We start from the raw sequence: 17,768 nt of genomic DNA on the forward strand, positions 1-17,768 counted from the left end.
TGTCGATCAGTTCGGCAAGCGACTGTGGCGCCAATCGCGCGGCGACATGCCGTAGTGCTCGCGGAACACCCGGCCGAAATGCGAGAGGTCGTTGAAGCCCCAGGCGAACGCGATCTCGCTGATGTGGCGATGTGCGTGGGTGGGCGAGGCGAGGTCGCGCTTGCAGCGCTCGAGCCGCTGCGCCAGCACGAAGCGCTGGAACGAGGTGTCTTCATCGGCGAACAGGCTGTTGATGTAGCGCGACGAGATGCCGAGCGCCGCCGCCGTTTCAGCGAGGCCGAGATCGGGGTTAGGCAGATGCGCCAGCACGTGCGCCTTCAGTCGGTACAGCAGGGCCGAGCGATGTGTCGAGGACGCAAGCGCGGGTCGCCCGAGCCGCTCGCTCATGGCCATGGCGAGGAGGTCGACGGCCTGGTCGGCGAGCCGGGTCGCGGTGTCATCATCGAGCCGGTCGGCGACCTCGGAGAGCCCGGCGATGAACTGTGAGGCCAGCCGCTCCACAGGGCGGTCCGGCGTGAAGCTTGTCGCGGTCAGAGGCTCGGTGCCGGCAAAACACCGATGCAGCATCGCGCGCGGCACCTGAAAGATGGTTTGCGTGAAGTCGTCGTCGAACCGCAGTTCGTAGGGCCGGGTCGTATCGTAGAATGCGAATTCACCCGGCTGGATCACGGTCTCACGGCCGTCCTGCAACACGGCGCCGGCGCCGTGCCGGCCAAGTGCGAACAGCACGAAATCCTCAGTCGCGCGCGCGATCCGCGACGGCGTGCGCAACACCCGCTGCCTGCTTGACGAGACGGTCGAGCACTTCGCCGGCCCCACCTGCGAGCTGGCGATGGCGCCATGGAAGGCAGTGCCGAGGTCGGACTTGCAGTCGAGCTGTACGAAGACGTCGCACACGATGTCCTGCCAGAGCGCAAGCCGCCGATGCGTGGGCGCGTGGTCCGTGGTGAACAGGGCCGGCATGATTTCCTCCCTTCACGAGTTCAAACGCTGGCCACTCGAACAAAGCAAGCTTCATACCGGGGGCGGCGACCGACGATCTCCGCGGCAGTCGAATTTTCCTTCCGTCCCGGTCGAACGCCGTGTCCGGTTTCGCGGCAGCATGATGTCAGAGGCCGCCAAGGCCGATCAAGCATGAACCGGCGCAACGCCGGCCGCGAGGAGGACATCATGGGCATCGAACATCCGAAATATCGCGTTGCGGTGGTGCAGGCCGCGCCGGCCTGGCTCGACCTCGATGCGTCCGTCGCCAAGACCATTGCGCTGATCGAGGAGGCGGCGGCCAAGGGTACCAAGCTGATCGCGTTCCCGGAGGCCTTCATTCCCGGCTATCCCTGGTACATCTGGCTGGACTCGCCGGCCTGGGCGATCGGGCGCGGCTTCGTGCAGCGCTATTTCGACAACTCGCTTAGTTATGACAGCCCGCAGGCGGAACGGCTGCGGCTCGCCGTCAAGAGCGCCGGCATGACCGCGGTGCTCGGCCTGTCCGAGCGCGATGGCGGCAGCCTCTACCTCGCGCAATGGCTGATCGGTCCCGACGGTGAGACCATCGCCAAGCGGCGCAAGCTGCGTCCGACCCATGCCGAGCGCACCGTCTATGGCGAGGGCGATGGCAGCGACCTCGCGGTGCATGACCGCCCCGGCATCGGGCGCCTCGGTGCGCTGTGCTGCTGGGAGCACCTGCAGCCGCTCTCGAAATACGCGATGTACGCCCAGAACGAGCAGGTGCATGTCGCGGCCTGGCCGAGCTTCTCGCTGTACGATCCATTCGCGCCGGCGCTCGGCTGGGAAGTCAACAACGCGGCATCGCGTGTGTACGCCGTCGAGGGCTCCTGCTTCGTGCTGGCGCCCTGCGCCACGGTCTCGCAGGCGATGGTGGACGAGCTCTGTGACCGCGACGACAAGCACGCATTGCTGCATGTCGGCGGCGGGCACGCCGCGATCTATGGGCCGGACGGCAGCGCGATCGCCGAGAAGCTGCCGCCTGATCAGGAAGGGTTGCTGCTCGCTGACATCGATCTCGGCGCGATCGGAATCGCCAAGAATGCCGCCGATCCGGCCGGGCACTATTCGCGGCCCGACGTCACGCGCCTGCTTCTGAACAAGAAGCCGTCGAAGCGCGTCGAGCATTTTGCGCTGCCGCTCGACAGCCTCGAGGAGATCGACGCGGCCGCGAGCTGACAGGCATCATCCATCAAGCGGAGGCGACTGCCATGGAATCCGCCATCCCATCTCATTTGCAGACCGCGCGGTCGCGTCATCGTCGGGTGCCTGACGATTATGCGCCGCCTTATCCATCCTTCGTCGCGCGCCACAAGCCAGCGGTCGTCAACGTGATCATGGCCTATTTCGGCGTCCAGTATCGCGGCGAGCCGATCGCTGCGCTGATCGAGGCGCTGGCGCAGATCGCGCAGCGCTTCGCCGGGGCGAATGGCCCCGCGCATTGGGACCGCGCGCAATATGTCGATCAAGCCGGCTTCACCAATGTCGTCTCGGTTGCCTATTGGGATGACGCGGCGCGCTTCGATGCTTGGTTCGCCGATGCGCGCGAGACCTGGACTGGTAGTGGCTTCGCGGGTGACGGTCTTGGTCGCTTCATCGAGGTGCTGCGGCCGCATGTCGCCCGCTACGAAACGCTGTTCTCATCGCTCGGCCGTCCGGAAGGCGTCGCGGTTCTTGCCGACAGCATGAGCGGGGAGGTGCAGGAGCACGCCTATTGGGGCGGCATGCGCGACCGTATTGCGTTGTCGCAGACCGATGCGATAGCGCCGCGCGGCGAGCCGCGGGCCGTCCGCGATGGCGCACGCATCCGCATCGTCGCGCACGACAATCTCTGCCTGATCCGCTCCGGCCAGGACTGGAGCGACACCGACGCTGAGGAGCGCAAGATGTATCTCGACGATGTCGAGCCGGTGCTGCGCGAGGGCATGGATTTCCTGCGCGACGACGGCGTGCCGATCGGCTGCTACGCCAATCGCTACATGCGCGTCGTCGATGCGCAGGGACGGCCGACCGAAAAGTCCTACGGCCAGAGCTGGTGGAAGAGCCTGGCTGCGCTGGAGCGCTGGGCGGAATCGCATCCGACCCATGTCAGGATCTTCGGCGCGGCGATGAAATACCTGTCGACGCTCGGGCCGAACGCCAAGCTCAGGCTGTACCACGAGGTCACGGTCGCGGCCGCGAACGAGCAGTTCTTCGAATATCTGAACTGCCACGAGCGGACCGGAATGCTCAATGCGGTGCAGGGCGTAACGACGAAATCGGCCTGACGCTCCGCTCTGAGGGCCTACGGCCGCAGCCGACCGCCGCGTTCCGTGATGGCGTGCGCGAGCTCGGCGGCAGGGCCGCGCCGGGCGTGACGCGCGGTCTGCACCACGAATTCGACGCTGCCGAGCGGCGGCAGCCCCGATGCCGACACCTCCTTGAGGCCGTCAGGGATCAGCGCCTGCGCCTGCGGCGTGATGCCGAGACCGGCGAGCGCTGCGGCACGCAGCCCGCTCAGGCTGCCGCTCGAGCAGACGATGTGCCAGGGACGCCCGAACCGCTCCATCGCCTCCAGCACGACGCTGCGGCTGACGCTGGGCGGCGCGTAGAGGATGAGGGGCAGCGGCTGGTCCGGATCGAGGCGCGTCCCGGGGGCGCCGGTCCACACCAGACGGTCCTGCCACACAAGCTGGCCGTGCTCGTCGCCGGGCCGCCGCTTGCCGAGGACGAGATCCAGTTCGCCTCCGTCGAGCTGCTGGTAGAGCCCCGCGCTCAGCCCCACTGTCAGCGCGAGGTCGACCTGCGGGTGTCTGCGGACGAAATCGCGCAACAGGTCGGGCAGGCGCGAGTTGGCAAAGTCTTCGGCGGCGCCGAAGCGGATCTTGCCGCGCACCTGCGATCCCGCGAAGTAATCGCGGGCGCGGGCATTCGCCTCGAGGATCGGGCGCGCAAAGCCCACCATCGCTTCACCGTCCGCGGTCAGCACGACCGAATGGGTGTCGCGCACGAACAGGCGGCGGCCGGCCGCGGCCTCCAGCTTGCGGATGTGCTGGCTCACCGTCGACTGCTTCAGGCCAAGGCGGCGGCCGGCCTCGGTGAAATTCTGCGTCTGCACCACGGTGAGGAAGGTTTCGAGCTGGATTGGGTCGAGCATTCGGAGTGCCGGTGATTACGAAATGTTATCACCGTAACATCGGTAAGCGCGGTTCACAATCGGTTCGGCGATAGGCACCTCTCGAGCAGCGAAAGGAAAGCCATCATGAAGACCAGCCGGCTGCGGTCACTCGCGCATCTCGATCCCTACATCATCGCCATCGTCGGCATGGTCGGCCTTGCCACGCTGCTGCCGTTGCATGGGCAGGGGACCGCGGTGGGCGGCTACGCAACTGCTGCGGCCATCGCGCTGCTGTTCTTTCTCCACGGCGCCCGGCTGTCGACAACGGAGGCGCTGGTCGGCGCCCGGCATTGGCGCCTGCATCTGGTGATATTCCTTGCCACCTTCGGCCTGTTCCCGCTGCTCGGGCTGGCGGCTCATGCGCTGGCGCCGCATTTGCTGACGCGGGCGCTGTGGGCGGGCGTGATCCTGATCTGCATCTTGCCGTCGACCGTGCAGTCGTCCGTCGCCTTCACCTCGATCGCACGCGGCAATGTGTCGGCGGCGCTGTGCTCGGCGACCGCCTCCAATCTGCTCGGCATCGTCGCCACGCCGCTGCTCGCGGGTGCTCTGCTCTCCAGCCATGGCGGGTTCTCCGGCAATGCCGCGTTCGATATCGTCGTCCAGTTGCTGCTGCCGTTCGTGGCGGGGCAGCTATCCCGGCCGCTGATCGGCCGCTGGGTGGCGGAGCACCACCGGATGCTCGGCCTGGTCGATCGCGGCTCGATTCTGTTGATCGTCTACACCGCCTTCAGCGACGGGGTGAGCCACGGCATCTGGCATCAGGTCGACGCGACCCAGATGGCGATCGTGCTCGGCCTCGATGCGGTGCTGCTCGCGCTGGTGCTGTTCATCACCAATGTCGGCAGCAGTCTGCTCGGCTTCTCGCGCGAGGATCGCATCGCCATCATGTTCTGCGGCTCGAAAAAGAGCCTGGCGAGCGGGCTGCCGATGGCGAGCGTGCTGCTGGCGGGCCAATCGGTCGGGCTGATCGTGCTGCCTTTGATGCTGTTCCACCAGATCCAACTGATGACCTGCGCGGCGTTGGCGCGGCACTACGCAGGACGTGCGAGCGTGGTCTCGCGCGATCCAGTCCCGGCGCTGGCGAGGGCTCACTGATAACGCGGAGGCCTACGCGACCCGCTCGCGCAGGCCTTTGGCGATTTCCTTCTGCGCGTCGAACTCGCGGCGCAAGCGTGCCAGCTCCTCGGCGCTGAGTGCGTCGGCGTTGCTGTAGTCGCGCTTCCAGGAATGATCCTCGCTCCAGCGCAGCGGCGACTGCACGCTGGTTTGCGGACCGGGGGCGGACTCCAGCACGCGAAGCGCGAGCTGCAGCGTGAAGGCCTGAGAAGCGACGTCGTGCGGCTTGCCGGCGGAGTTGCCGAGCGGGAAGTCGGAGAACAGGAAGCGGGGCACCGCGGCGTGCTCGACGATGTCCTTCGCGCAACCCATCACGACGGTCGCGATGCCGTTCTGCTCGAGGTGCCGCGCGACCAGGCTGACGGTCTGGTGGCACACCGGGCAGTTCGGCACCAGCACCGCGGCATCGACCTGGTCGGCGCGGCAGCGCTTGAGGATCTCGGGCGCGTCGGTCTCGATGGTGACGCGGTGGCTGCGGTTGGTCGGTGCTCCGAAGAACCGCGGCGCGACCTCGCCGATCTTGCCGGCCTCCGCGAGCCGCTTGAGCTGCGCCAGCGGGAACCAGGTGCCGCTGTCGGTCGCCGAGGTGTGCGTGCGGTCATAGGCGATATGGGAAATCCGCAGATCGTGCTGCTGCGACGTGTCGCCGTCGTACACCGAATAGAACTTGGCGCCGCCGTTGTATTTCGCGCCCGGACCCTGGTCGCCCTTGGCGGGGTCGAACGGCGCCGCCGTCGTGATGACGGTGACGCGGGAATGGCTGAGCGGCTTCTTCAGCGGCTGGAACGGTGCGGAGGTATAGTGCGCCCAGCGATAGGGGGTGGTGTAGCCGATCGCCGCGTAGTAGTCGCGGGTCCGCTTCATGTAGCCGATCGGGGCATCGTCGTCGGGCGCGAAACCGAGTTGATCGTCCGAAGCTGCGACCATTTTGCGCTCCCTTTTGCGCGCCATCATTGTCAACCATAGCTAGACCAGGGGCTCGCGGTGTCAAGCCGCGTAAGCTGCGGGAGCAGGATTGCGATGCGAACAGCCCTATGTGCGGGATTGGGTGTGCTTGCGATGCTGGCGCCGCCGCCCGGTGCCAGTGCAGAGGATGCGCCGGCCGAAGCCCCGCGATACGTGCATCCGAGTGTCGAGGAGCTGGCGATCCCGCCCGCGAAGTCGACCGAGAGCGCGCGCGAGAGCGACACCCGCGAGGCCATGTGCCTGATGATCGAGTCGGCGGCGCGCGCCAACGACTTGCCGCTCGAATTCTTTGCCCGCGTGATCTGGCAGGAGAGCCGTTTCCAGGTCGATGCAGTCGGGCCGATGACGCGGAGCGGCGAGCGCGCGCAGGGCATCGCGCAGTTCATGCCGGGCACCGCAAACGAGCGTGGGCTGCTCGATCCTTTCAATCCCGTGCAGGCGCTGCCGAAGTCGGCGGAATTCCTCAGCGAGTTGCGCAATCAGTTCGGCAATCTCGGTCTCGCGGCGGCAGCCTACAATGCCGGACCGCGCCGGATCCAGGACTGGCTCGCCGGCACCGGCTCCATGCCGCAGGAGACGCGCGCCTACGTGTTCGCGATCACCGGCGCCAGCGTCGACACCTGGGCCGCCGCCGGCCGCAACGGCAAGATGCCCGATCGCGCGCCGACCACGAGCTGTCGCGAGTTGATGGCGATGCTGAAGCGCGCGCCGAATCCATTCGTGGCTGAGCTCGAGCAGCATATCACGCTGTCCGCCGCCAAGGTCTGGGGCGTGCAACTCGCGGCCGGCTTCAGCCGCGACAAGGCGCTGGCGATGTATGCCCGCGCCATGAAGCACTTGTCCGCTGTGATCGGCGACCAGGATCCGAGCCTGTTGAGCTCGCATTTGCGCAGCCGCGGCAGCGCCACCTTCTATCAGGTGCGCATCGGCGCCGATACACGGCCCGAGGCGGACAACCTCTGCAACCGCATCCGCAAGGCGGGCGGGGCGTGCTTCGTGTTGAGGAACAGGGCGTGAGTTGGACCGCTCGGCGCGTCATTGCGATCAGTGTCTGGTATGGTATCTCAGACTTTCCTTCGCTGCGTCCGCAGAGTTGAGGTGAGACTGCGCTGAACATATCGCTGGATTGAGACATGGTACGTGAAATGGAATTGCGCGAGGGCGAAGTGGCCGTCGACATGCCGCCGGCGCGAGATGCCGGCCTCGTCTTCATCGGCCGCATCCGCACGCCCTGGACCTCGCGGCTGGCGACGCCGCGGCAGGGGCGGCATGACGGCCCGGTGTGCCGGCTGGAAATCTTCGAGCCCTGGGTCGCCGCGATCAAGGGGGTCGATTTCTACTCGAACCTTGAAGTGCTGTACTGGCTGCACCAGTCGCGGCGCGACATCGTGCTGCAAAGCCCGAAGAACAACGGCAACACCCGCGGCACCTTCTCGCTGCGCTCGCCGGTGCGGCCGAATCCGATCGGGACCGCGACCGTGAAGCTGGTCGGTGTCGAGGGCAGCGTGATCCTGGTGCGCGGCCTCGATTGCCTCGACGAGACGCCGCTGATCGACGTCAAGCCCGACCGCTGCGAATTCACCCCGCTGGCTCCGCCGCAAGCGGGGGACTTCGAGACCGAGTGACAGCCGTAGCCCGGATGGAGCGAAGCGAAATCCGGGGGCGGTGCGACAACGCGCGAAGAGTCCCGGATTACGCTGCGCTTCATCCGGGCTACGAACTTTGACGCGTGGCGCGGCCTACTTCAACGCCGCGATCAGCTTGGCCGCGTGGGCCTCGAGCACCTTGGCTTCTTCCTTGCGGCTGGCGGGCGGCAGCAGCGCGACGCCGTTCTGGCGCGGCATCACATGCATGTGCAGATGGAAGACGACCTGGCCGCCGGCTGGCTCGTTGAACTGCTGCACGGTGATGCCGTCGGCCTCGAACGCCTTCATCGCGGCGGCCGCGATCTTGTGGGTGCCGCGCGCGACATGGGCGTAGTCGTCGGGCTTGATGTCGAGGATGTTGCGGGCAGGGACCTTCGGGATTACCAGCGTGTGCCCGGGCGAGCGCGGCATGATGTCGAGAAACGCGAGGACCTGCTCGTCCTCATAGACCTTGTAGCAGGGCAGCTCGCCGCGCAGGATCTTTGCGAAGATGTTGTTGTTGTCGTAAGCGGCGGGCATGGCGATGGCTCCTCGAGTTCTGGCGCGTTAGTGTCTCGCGCGAGGTCAAAACGTCAAGCGTCGTCGGCGGTCTTGCGGAACGGACCTGCCTCGGTGAGCTCGCGGCCGACCTCGGCGACATAGGCGCGTTCGCGCTTGAGGTAGTCGGCGATTGCGCGGCGCAGCGCCGGATCGGCGATGAAGTGCGCTGAATAGGTGGTCTGCGGCAGATATCCACGCGCCAGCTTGTGCTCGCCCTGCGCCCCGGCCTCCACGATCTTGAGGCCGCGCTGGATCGCGAAATCGATCGCCTGATAATAGCAGACCTCGAAATGCAGGAACGGGTGATGCTCGATCGCACCCCAGTTGCGGCCGAACAGCGTGTCCGAGCCGATGAAGTTGATTGCGCCCGCGATCCAGCGCCCGTTACGCTTGGCCATGACGAGCAGCACGTCCCGGCTCATGTTCTCGCCGATCAACGAGAAGAACTTTCGGGTCAGGTACGGCCGGCCCCATTTGCGCGAGCCAGTCTCCATGTAGAACTCGAAGAACGCATCCCACGCGTCCTCGGTGATATCAGAACCGGTCAGCCAGTGGATGGTGATCCCGGCGGCGACAGCTTCGCGGCGCTCCCGCTTGATCGCCTTGCGGTGACGCGAGTTCAGTGTGGCGAGGAAATCGTCAAAGGTCGCAAAGCCGGCATTGTGCCAGTGGAACTGCTGGTCGGTCCGCTGCAGGAAGCCGTGCTCGCCGAGGAACTTTGCCTCATCCTCGCGGGCAAAGGTCACGTGCACGGACGAAGCTTCGGTGGCGTTGCAGAGCGCCCGCAAGCCCCGCGCCAGCGACGCGCCGATCAGCTCGCGGTCGACATCGTCGCGGATCAAGAGCCGCGGCCCGGTCGCGGGTGTGAAGGGAACGGAGACCTGGAGCTTCGGATAGTAGCTGCCGCCGGCGCGGTGATAGGCCTCGGCCCAGCCGCGGTCGAACACGTACTCGCCCTGCGAGTGCGATTTGAGATAACAGGGCACCACGCCCACGATCTTGCCGTCGAGTTTCGCCACAAGATGCCGCGGCCCCCAGCCGGTGCGTGCGCAGGCCGAATTGGAAGCCTCCGCGGCAGCTAAAAAGGCGTGGGACACGAATGGGTTATAGTCGGCCTTTAAAACCCTCTTGCAGTTGTCTGCAGGATTGATTGAGGACAGCGTATCGAGGGTATCCAGGCTGTCCGGATCACCCTTCGGATTGGCGCACGCGTCCCACTCAGCGGCGGGGATGTCGCTAATATCTGGAACAGCTTCGAGGGTGATTTCAGAAGACGCCATCGAGAATGAAGACCGGTGCCTCTTTTGAGCATGATCTTTCCGGAACAGCTCGGTCCATTTCCGGATCATGCCCTGCATTCCGCCATCGCAGATGACGACCAACTCTCCGCAAGATCGTGCATCGCAGCGACGACTTCAAGGCTGCCGGGGGCATGTCAGGTTCCCGGAACAAACCCCTCGAAGATCATCTGATCGGCGTAACGCGCCGCGCGCTCGCGCTGGTCCGCCGTCCGCACCGTCCAGGCCAACAGCGGGCAGCCGAAGACGTTGCGGGCGATCCAGGGCGCCGGCGCCGGCAACTGGTTGACCCAGAAGGCGACGAAATGCGGCTGCGTGCTGAAGCCGTGCCGCAAATGAAGCATGCTGTCGCGTTGCGCCGGCCGCAGCTTGGTCCAGTAGCCATCGTCGTAGGTGCGCTGGGCGGTGATGCCGCGCGGCAGGTTCGGCATGGCCTCGCGCAGCCCCAGCACTTGATCGGGATCGAAGGACATCCCGACCACCGGGCCGGAGTAGGATGACAAGACCTCGGCCATCCGACGCACCAGTTTGCGGTCGCCATCGAAATGGCTCTTCACCTCGACCACCAGCGGCACGCGGCCGGCGACCAGGGTGCAGAGCTCGCCGAGCGTCATCATCTGCTCGGAGGTATCCTTGAACTTCACCGCCTTCAGCTCCGCCGCGGTCTTGGCCAGCAGTGGGCCGGAGCCTTCGGTGAGGCGGCCGAGCGCGTCGTCGTGATGCACCATCGCCTCGCCGTCGGCGGTGAGCTGGATGTCGCATTCGATCGCGAAATTGCCTGCGATCGCGGCATCGGCCGCGGCCGGCATGTTTTCGATGATACCGCGTGCGGCATCGTGCAGGCCGCGATGCGCAACCGGCCGTCTGGTCAGCCAATCCGGTGCACGCATGCGTCAGGCGACTTCGAAAATGCCCTCGACCTCGACCGCCGCATCTGCGGGCAGGGAGGCGACGCCGACCGTGGTGCGGGCATGACGGCCCTTGTCGCCGAAGGCTTCCACCATCAGGTCGGAGGCGCCGTTGAGCACCTTCGGTCCATCGAGAAAGTCGGGCGCGGAGTTGATGAAGCCGCCGAGCCGCACCACGCGCACGACCTTGTCGAGATCGCCGAGCGCGGCCTTGACCTGCGCGAGCAGATTGATTGCGCAACCGCGCGCCGCGGCGGCGCCTTGCTCGAGGGTGACGCCGGCTCCCACCTTACCCTTGGCGATCAGCTTGCCTTCCGCGTTGAAGCAGACCTGGCCCGACACGAACAGCAGATTTCCGCTGCGGACGAAGGGTACATAGTTCGCCACCGGGGAGGCGGGCTGCGGAAGTGTGATCCCTTGCGACGCCAGTTTCTGTTCAACCGTACCCGCCATTTCTTTTCGTCCCTGTTGGATGATCCGCTGCCTGAAACGCGCTCAGGCCGCGCCTTGTTTCGCCCATCGCGCCCACGCTTGCAAGCGAGCGGAACTCCGCCAACATTCCCTCTCGATCGGAGCGAAATCGAGCGGATAGCTGCTGAAAAACCGGCATTTCCGCAATCGTCCGTTACCTTTTTGTGAAGCTTGCCCCAGTTGCGGCGCAATAAGGCCGTCACTATTGTGACGAATCGCTCCCCCTCGAGGAAAATCCATGATCCTGCCGTCCCGGACTGCGTCGCGTGCCCTGGTACTGACGATCGCCGTTGCCGCAGGAATCGGTTGGGTCCAAGGGCCGGCCATCGCGGCCGCGAGCGGGCCGTTTCTTGCGCACCAGGCGCTCTACGATCTCAGCCTCGTCAAATCGCGCGGCAACAATTCGGTCAGCGATGCGCGTGGGCGCATCCTCTACAACTTCTCCGGCAGCTCCTGCGAAGGCTACACGTCGGAATTCCGCCAAGTGTCCGAGCTCGATAGCGGCGAGGGCAAGGTCACGCTCTCCGATCTGAAATCGACGTCCTGGGAGGACGCTGCGGGAAAGACCTACCGCTTCAAGATCGACACTCGCATGAACGACGGCGAATCCGCGCCGGTCGACGGCATCGCCGAGCGGGTCGGCGACCACATCACCGTGAAGCTGACGCAGCCGGTGAAGAAGACCTTCGATCTCGACGGCAAGGTCGTGTTCCCGACCGAGCAGATCAAGCGCATCATCGCGGCCGCGCGCGAGGGCAAGTCGGTGCTTGAACTGACCGTGTATGACGGCTCCGACAACGGCCAGAAGGTCTACAACACGCTGGCGGTGATCGGCAAAGCGATCCCGGGCGATCACGCACCAACGCCGCCCGATCCGTCGACCGCGAGCGACGTGATGAAGTCGATGACGCGCTGGCCGGTGACGGTGAGCTATTACGACCGCGACGCCAAGGCGACCGACGGCGAGCAGACCCCGGTCTATGCGATGTCGTTCGAACTCTATGAGAACGGCGTCTCCCGCGCGCTGGTGCTCGATTACAACGACTTTGTGATCTCGGGCGCGATGGACAAGTTCGACGTCAAGGCTTCCAAGCCCTGCAAGTAACATTTGTCACTCCGGGATGGTCCGAAGGACCAGACCCGGAATCTCGAGATTCGGGGATCGATGCTTCGCATCGCCCCGGGCTGACGTGCTCTCTGGTCGAAAGTCTCGGAGCCGGATACGCTTCCCTCCACAACGCGTGTCAGGGAGGCACAACATGAGCAAGCTCGAACATCTTCGCCCCAGCGGCCTGCACCATAACCCGGCATATTCTCACGTTGTCGTCGCCTCGGGCGCGCGCACCGTCTACATCTCGGGGCAGGTGTCGGTCGACGAGGAGGGGCGGGTGGTTGGTCCCGGCGACCTCACGGCCCAGACGACGCAGGTGATGCAGAACCTCGGTCTGGCGCTGAAGGCCGTTGGTGCAAGCTACGCCAATATCGTGAAGATCACGACCTTCGTCGTCGGCTACAAGCCCGAACTCCGCCCGATCATCGGCAAGGCGCGCAGCGCATTCTTTGAAGGCATGGAGCCGCCAGCGAGCACGCTCGTTGGCGTCACCGCACTCGCGGCCCCCGAATGGCTGATCGAGATCGAGGCAGTGGCGGTGGTGGATTGATGGTGGTCACGCGCGGGCTTGACCCGCGCATCCATCGCCCTTGAGAGAAGTCCTTGGAGATGGATGGCCGGGTCAGGCCCGGCCATGACGAGCCGGACTACTCCTCCGCCGCCTTTGCCGGCCCCTCATAGGCAATGCCGCGGATGACGGCGGCATTACCGAACTTCTTGCGCAGATTGTCCATGGCGCGCTCGGCATGAGCCGAGCGGCGGTCGAGCATGTCGGAATCGTTGGCCTGCGAGCCGGGCCGCAGCGCGCTGACGCCGGTGCCCATCAGGCGGAAGGCGGTGCCGTCGATTTCTCTCGCCAGCATTTCGCGTGACACCGCAAAGATCTTGGCGGCGAGCTGCGTCGGGGTCTGGATCGACTGCGAGCGGGTGCGCTGGCGGAAGTCCGCGGTCTTCAGCTTCAGCGTGATGGTGCAGCCGGAGAGCTCGCTGGTCTTCAGCCGCGCTGAAACCTTCTCCGAGAGCTTCCAAAGCAACCTTTCCAGCGTTGCGAAGTCGCGGATGTCGGTCTCGAAGGTGGTCTCGCTCGAGATCGTCTTGGCGCCGCGATCGGGAACCACATGGCGGTCGTCGATGCCGCGTGCGAGCCGCCACAGTCTGCGGCCTTCGCTCGCGAACTGCTTCATCAACTCGTTCTCGTCGGCGCGCTGCAGGTCGGCAATGATGCGGAAGCCACGCTGGATCAGCTTCTCCTGCGTCGCCGGCCCGACGCCGTAGATAAAGCCGACCGGCCGGTCCGCGAGCATCTCGCGGGCCTCGTCCTGGTCGAGCGCGGCAAAGCCGCGGGGCTTGTCGAGATCGGAAGCAATCTTCGCCAGGAACTTGTTGCAGGACAGGCCGACCGACACAGTGATTCCGATGTCGCGTTCGACGTCGCGCGCGAACTTGGCGAGCACCTTGGCCGGGATCATGCCATGGACGCGCTGCGTGCCCGACAGATCGAGGAAGGCCTCGTCGATCGACAACGGCTCGACCAGCGGCGTCAGCGCCTGCATGGCGCGGCGGACCTCGCGTCCGACCCGGACATATTTCGCCATATCCGGAGGGATCACTGTCGCATTCGGGCAAAGTTCCAGTGCCTTGAACATCGGCATTGCCGAGCGGACGCCATAGGTGCGGGCGATATAGCAGGCGGCCGACACGACGCCGCGCTTGCCGCCGCCGATGATGACCGGCCTGTCGGCGATATCAGGATTGTCGCGCTTTTCGACCGTTGCGTAGAACGCGTCGCAATCGATATGCGCGAGCGCCAGCGCAGGGAGGGCGCGGTGATACACCAGTCGCGGCGAGCCGCAATGGCCGCACCGCTTCGCTTTGATATCGAGGTCGCCGAGACAGTCCCGGCAGAAACTGAGGGGGCCGTCGAGAGGGGGCGACGCCGCGGTCACGGCACGTCGCGCTCCCACTTCGGGTCACCCAGCGCTTGCCGGGCCGCAGCGATGTTGGTCGGGTGCAGTTCCGATGCGTCGGCGAACGCCTTTACGGTCGCATCGTCGCGCATCACGAAATCGAGCACGCTCGCAAGAAATTGAGGGTCGGCTGCGGCATTCCGCAGCGTCTCCGGACCGATTCCCGTCTCAGCCAGGAACAGGCCCAGCCGCTCAGGATCGCCGGCGATGAAGCTCAACGCCTTAATCGCAACGATTTCAGCGACTTCCCGCGGGTTGTGAACAGGCTTTTTCAACGCGCCGGTTTGCCTTTCCATTAACTTATGGTCTCTATTGAGAGGCCCATCATGCCCGAGTCTTCCGTGCGTATTCAAGCAAGCGGAAACCACGCTACGTGAGTTGACTTAGGGCTTAACGGGTTAGAGCGATTCTGGCGCTAGTTTGAATTCACATTTTCGACGCGTCCCGAGCGCGGTGCGTGAGGTGCCGCAGCCGGGCCCGCTTCCTAGGTTTGGGAGGGACGGGATGGCCAAGACCGTCCTGATCGTGGAGGACAACGAGCTCAATATGAAGCTCTTTCGCGATCTGTTGGAAGCGCACGGCTATCAGACCTCGGGCACCAGCAATGGGTTCGAAGCTCTCGATCTCGTTCGCAAGCTGCGCCCCGACCTCATCCTGATGGATATCCAATTGCCCCAGGTTTCCGGCCTCGAGGTTACGCGCTGGATCAAGGATGATCCCGATCTGCGTGCGATCCCGGTGGTCGCGGTCACGGCCTTCGCCATGAAGGGCGACGAAGAGCGTATCCGCGAGGGGGGCTGCGAGGCCTATTTATCCAAGCCGATCTCAGTCGGCAAATTCATTGAGACTGTCCGACGCTTTATCGGATAGGGGAGTAGTGGTTCGATGTCCGCGCGTATCCTCGTCGTCGATGACGTTCCGGCGAACGTCAAGCTGTTGGAAGCCCGTCTGTCAGCCGAATATTTCGACGTGCTGACCGCTTCCAACGGGACCCAGGCGCTCGAGATCTGCGCGCGCGCCGAATGCGACATCATCCTGCTCGACGTCATGATGCCGGACATGGACGGTTTCGAGGTCTGCCGCCGGCTGAAATCGAATCCGGCGACCCATTTCATTCCGGTCGTCATCGTCACCGCGCTGGACAGCCCCGCCGACCGCGTGCGTGGCCTGGAAGCCGGCGCCGATGATTTCCTGACCAAGCCGGTGTCCGACGTCGTGCTGATCGCGCGCGTGCGCTCGCTGACGCGGCTGAAGATGATGACCGATGAGCTGCGGATGCGCGCCGTCACCTCGCTCGAGATCGGCATGCAGGCGCCCGAGCGCAGCGCGATCGCCGACAAGGGGATGGGCGGCCGCATCCTGCTGGTCGACGACCGTCCGTCGTCCTACGAGAAGTTGGCGCCGGTCCTTGCTGCCGAGCACACCGTCGATGTCGAAACCAACCCGTCGGAAGCGCTGTTTCACGCCGCCGAGGGCAACTATGATCTCTTGATTGTGTCGCTCAGCCTCGACAATTTCGACGGCCTGCGCCTGTGCAGCCAGGCGCGCTCGCTGGAGCGCACTCGCCAGGTCCCGATCCTCGCCGTCTCGGATGCTGACAACAACACGCGGCTGATGCGAGGTCTCGAGATCGGCGTCAACGACTACCTGCTGCGTCCCGTCGACAAGAACGAGCTGCTGGCGCGGGCGCGCACCCAGATCCGCCGTCGCCGCTACACCGACCACCTGCGCGACAATGTGCAGAACTCGATCGAGATGGCGATCACCGACGCGCTGACCGGCCTGAACAATCGCCGCTACATGGAGAGCCACCTCGCCACGCTCGCGGAGCAGGCCTCGCTGCGCGGCAAGCCGTTGGCGCTGATGATCCTCGACATCGACTACTTCAAGGCGATCAACGACACCTACGGCCATGATGCCGGCGACGACGTGCTGCGCGAATTCGCGGTCCGCATCCGCAAGTCGATCCGCGGCATCGATCTCGCCTGCCGCTATGGCGGCGAGGAGTTCGTGATCGTGATGCCGGAAACCGATCTCCATGTCGCCGGCATGGTCGCCGAGCGACTGCGTCGCTCGATCGCCGGCGAGCCTTTTGCCGTCGACAGGGGCGGCAAGCGGATCTCGGTCACGATCTCGATCGGCCTCACCACGCTGGAGCGCAAGGGCGAACAGGTCACCGACGTGCTCAAGCGGGCCGACACCGCGCTCTATCGCGCCAAGCACGACGGCCGCAACCGCGTGGTCTCGGCGGCGGCTTAGGCGATCGCGTAGCCCGGATGCAGCGAAGCGCAATCCGGGAATTTGCCGTCTGCACGAGACTCCCGGATTGCGCTGCGCTCCATCCGGGCTACCAAATACTCCTATCTCCCGCGCCTCACGGCGTCATAGGCCATCCGTTTGAATTCGAATGCAAACGGGTGGACGAACGCCATCTGTCGCTGGGCCATCATCACGCCGGCAATATTGGCTTTCGGCGAAATCCACCACTGTGTGCCCGCGACGCCGCCCCAATAGAGCTCGCCCGCGGCATCGGGATGGTCGAGCGGCGAGGTGGGATTGAGGATCAGGCCGCCGGCAAGGCCAAAGGCCTTGCCTGGCTGCTCGCCCATCATCGCGAAGCGGATCCATTGTCCCGGGGCAAGCTGGTTGGTCATCACCTGCGCGATGGTTTCCGGCTTGAGCAGCGTCGGCCCACCGGGCAGCAGGCTGCGGACCAACGCGACCATGTCGGGCAGGGTGGACACCAGACCGCCGCCGCCGTTGAAGCGCGGCACGGGACGCAGGTAGGCGCCTGGGTAGGGCGAGTTGTCGGTCCGTGTTAGCCCCGGCTTCATCGGGTCCATCAGATCGGCGCCGGCGTAATAGGCGACCAGCCGATTGTGATCCTTCTCCGGAACGAAGAAGCCGGTGTCGACCATGCCGAGCGGATCGAGGATCCGCGCCTTGATGAAGCTGTCGAACGGATGGCCGCTGACGACCTCGACCAGACGCGCGACAACGTCGATCGCAACCGAATATTCCCACGACGTTCCGGGATGGAAGACGAGCGGCAGATCTGCCAACTGGTCGACCATGTCGGCCAGCGTCGTCATCGGATTGAGCATCTTGCGCTCGTTGTAGGCCTTGAAGATCGGCGTGCCCGGATCGAACAGGCCGTAGCTAAGACCGGCGCTGTGGCTGAGCAGATGACGGATGGTGATCGAGGTGCGCGCCGGTTCAGTGTCATCGAGCGAGGTTGCGCCTGGCCGCAGGACCTTGCGATTGCCGAGCTGCGGGATGAACGCCTCGATGGGATCGTCGAGCTGGAAGCGACCTTCCTCGAACAGCAACAGCGCCGCGCAGGAGGCGATCAGCTTGGTGTTGGAGAAGACCCGGAAGATGTGGTCGGTCCGCAGCGGAATCTGCGCTTCCTTGTCGGCCCAGCCGACGCAGCTCACGTCGACGAGCTCGCGGCCCACCATGACCGCCGATGAGATGCCGGACAGCAGGTTGTTGTCGATATAGCGCTGCATGGCTGCGCGCGCCGGCGCGAAATCGTAGCCGGTGGCGGTCACCTTCAGATCTTCCATGGTCGCTCCCCACA

The 17,768-nt window shown here is 65.2% G+C and carries 19 protein-coding genes; 9 read left to right on the top strand and 10 right to left on the bottom strand.

What is annotated here, in order from left to right; genetic code table 11:
* Positions 1-6 precede the first annotated feature (6 nt).
* Entirely contained in the window at positions 7-963 is a 957-nt protein-coding gene (locus tag P6U25_RS15905; RefSeq protein ID WP_407152075.1) for a helix-turn-helix domain-containing protein, read from the bottom strand.
* 207 nt (positions 964-1,170) lie between these two features.
* On the opposite strand from P6U25_RS15905, the gene P6U25_RS15910 reads away from it, so the two are divergent.
* The gene (locus tag P6U25_RS15910; protein ID WP_407152532.1) at positions 1,171-2,181 is read left to right on the top strand and encodes a carbon-nitrogen hydrolase family protein; all 1,011 of its coding nucleotides are present in this window, start codon (positions 1,171-1,173) and stop codon (positions 2,179-2,181) included.
* 32 nt (positions 2,182-2,213) lie between these two features.
* Positions 2,214-3,269, top strand: coding sequence for a phenylacetaldoxime dehydratase family protein (locus P6U25_RS15915; protein ID WP_407152076.1), 1,056 nt, complete (start codon positions 2,214-2,216; stop codon positions 3,267-3,269).
* A gap of 17 nt (positions 3,270-3,286) precedes the next feature.
* Here P6U25_RS15915 and P6U25_RS15920 read toward each other — a convergent pair whose 3' ends face one another.
* Positions 3,287-4,138: a LysR family transcriptional regulator gene (locus tag P6U25_RS15920; RefSeq protein WP_407152077.1), complete on the bottom strand. Its 852-nt coding sequence runs from the start codon at positions 4,136-4,138 to the stop codon at positions 3,287-3,289.
* A gap of 105 nt (positions 4,139-4,243) precedes the next feature.
* Here P6U25_RS15920 and P6U25_RS15925 point away from each other — a divergent pair, with 105 nt between their 5' ends.
* Positions 4,244-5,257: a bile acid:sodium symporter family protein gene (locus P6U25_RS15925; RefSeq protein WP_407152078.1), complete on the top strand. Its 1,014-nt coding sequence runs from the start codon at positions 4,244-4,246 to the stop codon at positions 5,255-5,257.
* A gap of 12 nt (positions 5,258-5,269) precedes the next feature.
* On the opposite strand, the gene P6U25_RS15930 is transcribed toward P6U25_RS15925, so the two are convergent.
* Positions 5,270-6,205, bottom strand: coding sequence for a glycine/sarcosine/betaine reductase selenoprotein B family protein (locus P6U25_RS15930; protein WP_407152079.1), 936 nt, complete (start codon positions 6,203-6,205; stop codon positions 5,270-5,272).
* A 93-nt stretch (positions 6,206-6,298) separates the two neighbouring features.
* Between P6U25_RS15930 and P6U25_RS15935 the strand changes: the two genes are divergently transcribed.
* Positions 6,299-7,261 (top strand): transglycosylase SLT domain-containing protein, encoded by a 963-nt coding sequence (locus P6U25_RS15935; protein ID WP_407152080.1) that lies wholly within the window; start codon positions 6,299-6,301, stop codon positions 7,259-7,261.
* Between the two features lie 116 nt (positions 7,262-7,377).
* The gene (tsaA, locus tag P6U25_RS15940; RefSeq protein ID WP_407152081.1) at positions 7,378-7,869 is read left to right on the top strand and encodes a tRNA (N6-threonylcarbamoyladenosine(37)-N6)-methyltransferase TrmO; all 492 of its coding nucleotides are present in this window, start codon (positions 7,378-7,380) and stop codon (positions 7,867-7,869) included.
* 114 nt (positions 7,870-7,983) lie between these two features.
* On the opposite strand, the gene P6U25_RS15945 is transcribed toward tsaA, so the two are convergent.
* The 4 genes from P6U25_RS15945 to P6U25_RS15960 all read right to left on the bottom strand — a co-directional run bounded on the left by P6U25_RS15945 (position 7,984) and on the right by P6U25_RS15960 (position 11,089).
* Positions 7,984-8,409 carry an HIT family protein gene (locus P6U25_RS15945; protein WP_407152082.1) on the bottom strand — a complete coding sequence of 142 codons (426 nt, stop codon included), beginning with the start codon at positions 8,407-8,409 and terminating at the stop codon, positions 7,984-7,986.
* Between the two features lie 53 nt (positions 8,410-8,462).
* A complete protein-coding gene (locus P6U25_RS15950) occupies positions 8,463-9,710 on the bottom strand; it encodes a GNAT family N-acetyltransferase (RefSeq protein ID WP_407152083.1) in 1,248 nt (415 codons plus the stop codon).
* Between the two features lie 155 nt (positions 9,711-9,865).
* Positions 9,866-10,618: a glycerophosphodiester phosphodiesterase gene (locus tag P6U25_RS15955; protein ID WP_407152084.1), complete on the bottom strand. Its 753-nt coding sequence runs from the start codon at positions 10,616-10,618 to the stop codon at positions 9,866-9,868.
* 3 nt (positions 10,619-10,621) lie between these two features.
* Positions 10,622-11,089 (bottom strand): RidA family protein, encoded by a 468-nt coding sequence (locus P6U25_RS15960; RefSeq protein ID WP_407152085.1) that lies wholly within the window; start codon positions 11,087-11,089, stop codon positions 10,622-10,624.
* 256 nt (positions 11,090-11,345) lie between these two features.
* Between P6U25_RS15960 and P6U25_RS15965 the strand changes: the two genes are divergently transcribed.
* Positions 11,346-12,212: a cell envelope integrity EipB family protein gene (locus P6U25_RS15965; RefSeq protein ID WP_407152086.1), complete on the top strand. Its 867-nt coding sequence runs from the start codon at positions 11,346-11,348 to the stop codon at positions 12,210-12,212.
* A gap of 154 nt (positions 12,213-12,366) precedes the next feature.
* Entirely contained in the window at positions 12,367-12,768 is a 402-nt protein-coding gene (locus P6U25_RS15970; protein ID WP_407152087.1) for a RidA family protein, read from the top strand.
* A gap of 97 nt (positions 12,769-12,865) precedes the next feature.
* Here the strand turns inward: P6U25_RS15970 and P6U25_RS15975 are convergent, their stop codons facing one another.
* Together P6U25_RS15975 and P6U25_RS15980 are read right to left on the bottom strand one after the other, a co-directional pair.
* Entirely contained in the window at positions 12,866-14,182 is a 1,317-nt protein-coding gene (locus P6U25_RS15975) for a DNA polymerase IV (protein ID WP_407152088.1), read from the bottom strand.
* Positions 14,161-14,460, bottom strand: coding sequence for a DUF3572 domain-containing protein (locus P6U25_RS15980; RefSeq protein WP_407152533.1), 300 nt, complete (start codon positions 14,458-14,460; stop codon positions 14,161-14,163). The genes P6U25_RS15975 and P6U25_RS15980 overlap by 22 nt, the downstream gene beginning before the upstream one ends.
* 229 nt (positions 14,461-14,689) lie before the next feature.
* On the opposite strand from P6U25_RS15980, the gene P6U25_RS15985 reads away from it, so the two are divergent.
* Together P6U25_RS15985 and P6U25_RS15990 are read left to right on the top strand one after the other, a co-directional pair.
* Positions 14,690-15,055, top strand: a complete 366-nt coding sequence (locus P6U25_RS15985; protein ID WP_028336390.1) for a response regulator — start codon at positions 14,690-14,692, stop codon at positions 15,053-15,055.
* 15 nt (positions 15,056-15,070) lie between these two features.
* Complete coding sequence (locus P6U25_RS15990) at positions 15,071-16,444, top strand: PleD family two-component system response regulator (protein ID WP_407152089.1); 1,374 nt, start codon at positions 15,071-15,073, stop codon at positions 16,442-16,444.
* 101 nt (positions 16,445-16,545) lie between these two features.
* On the opposite strand, the gene P6U25_RS15995 is transcribed toward P6U25_RS15990, so the two are convergent.
* Positions 16,546-17,754 (bottom strand): serine hydrolase domain-containing protein, encoded by a 1,209-nt coding sequence (locus P6U25_RS15995; protein WP_407152090.1) that lies wholly within the window; start codon positions 17,752-17,754, stop codon positions 16,546-16,548.
* Positions 17,755-17,768: the final 14 nt, after the last annotated feature.

It is taken from the genome of Bradyrhizobium sp. ORS 86 (assembly GCF_045571475.1).
Lineage (GTDB): Bacteria > Pseudomonadota > Alphaproteobacteria > Rhizobiales > Xanthobacteraceae > Bradyrhizobium.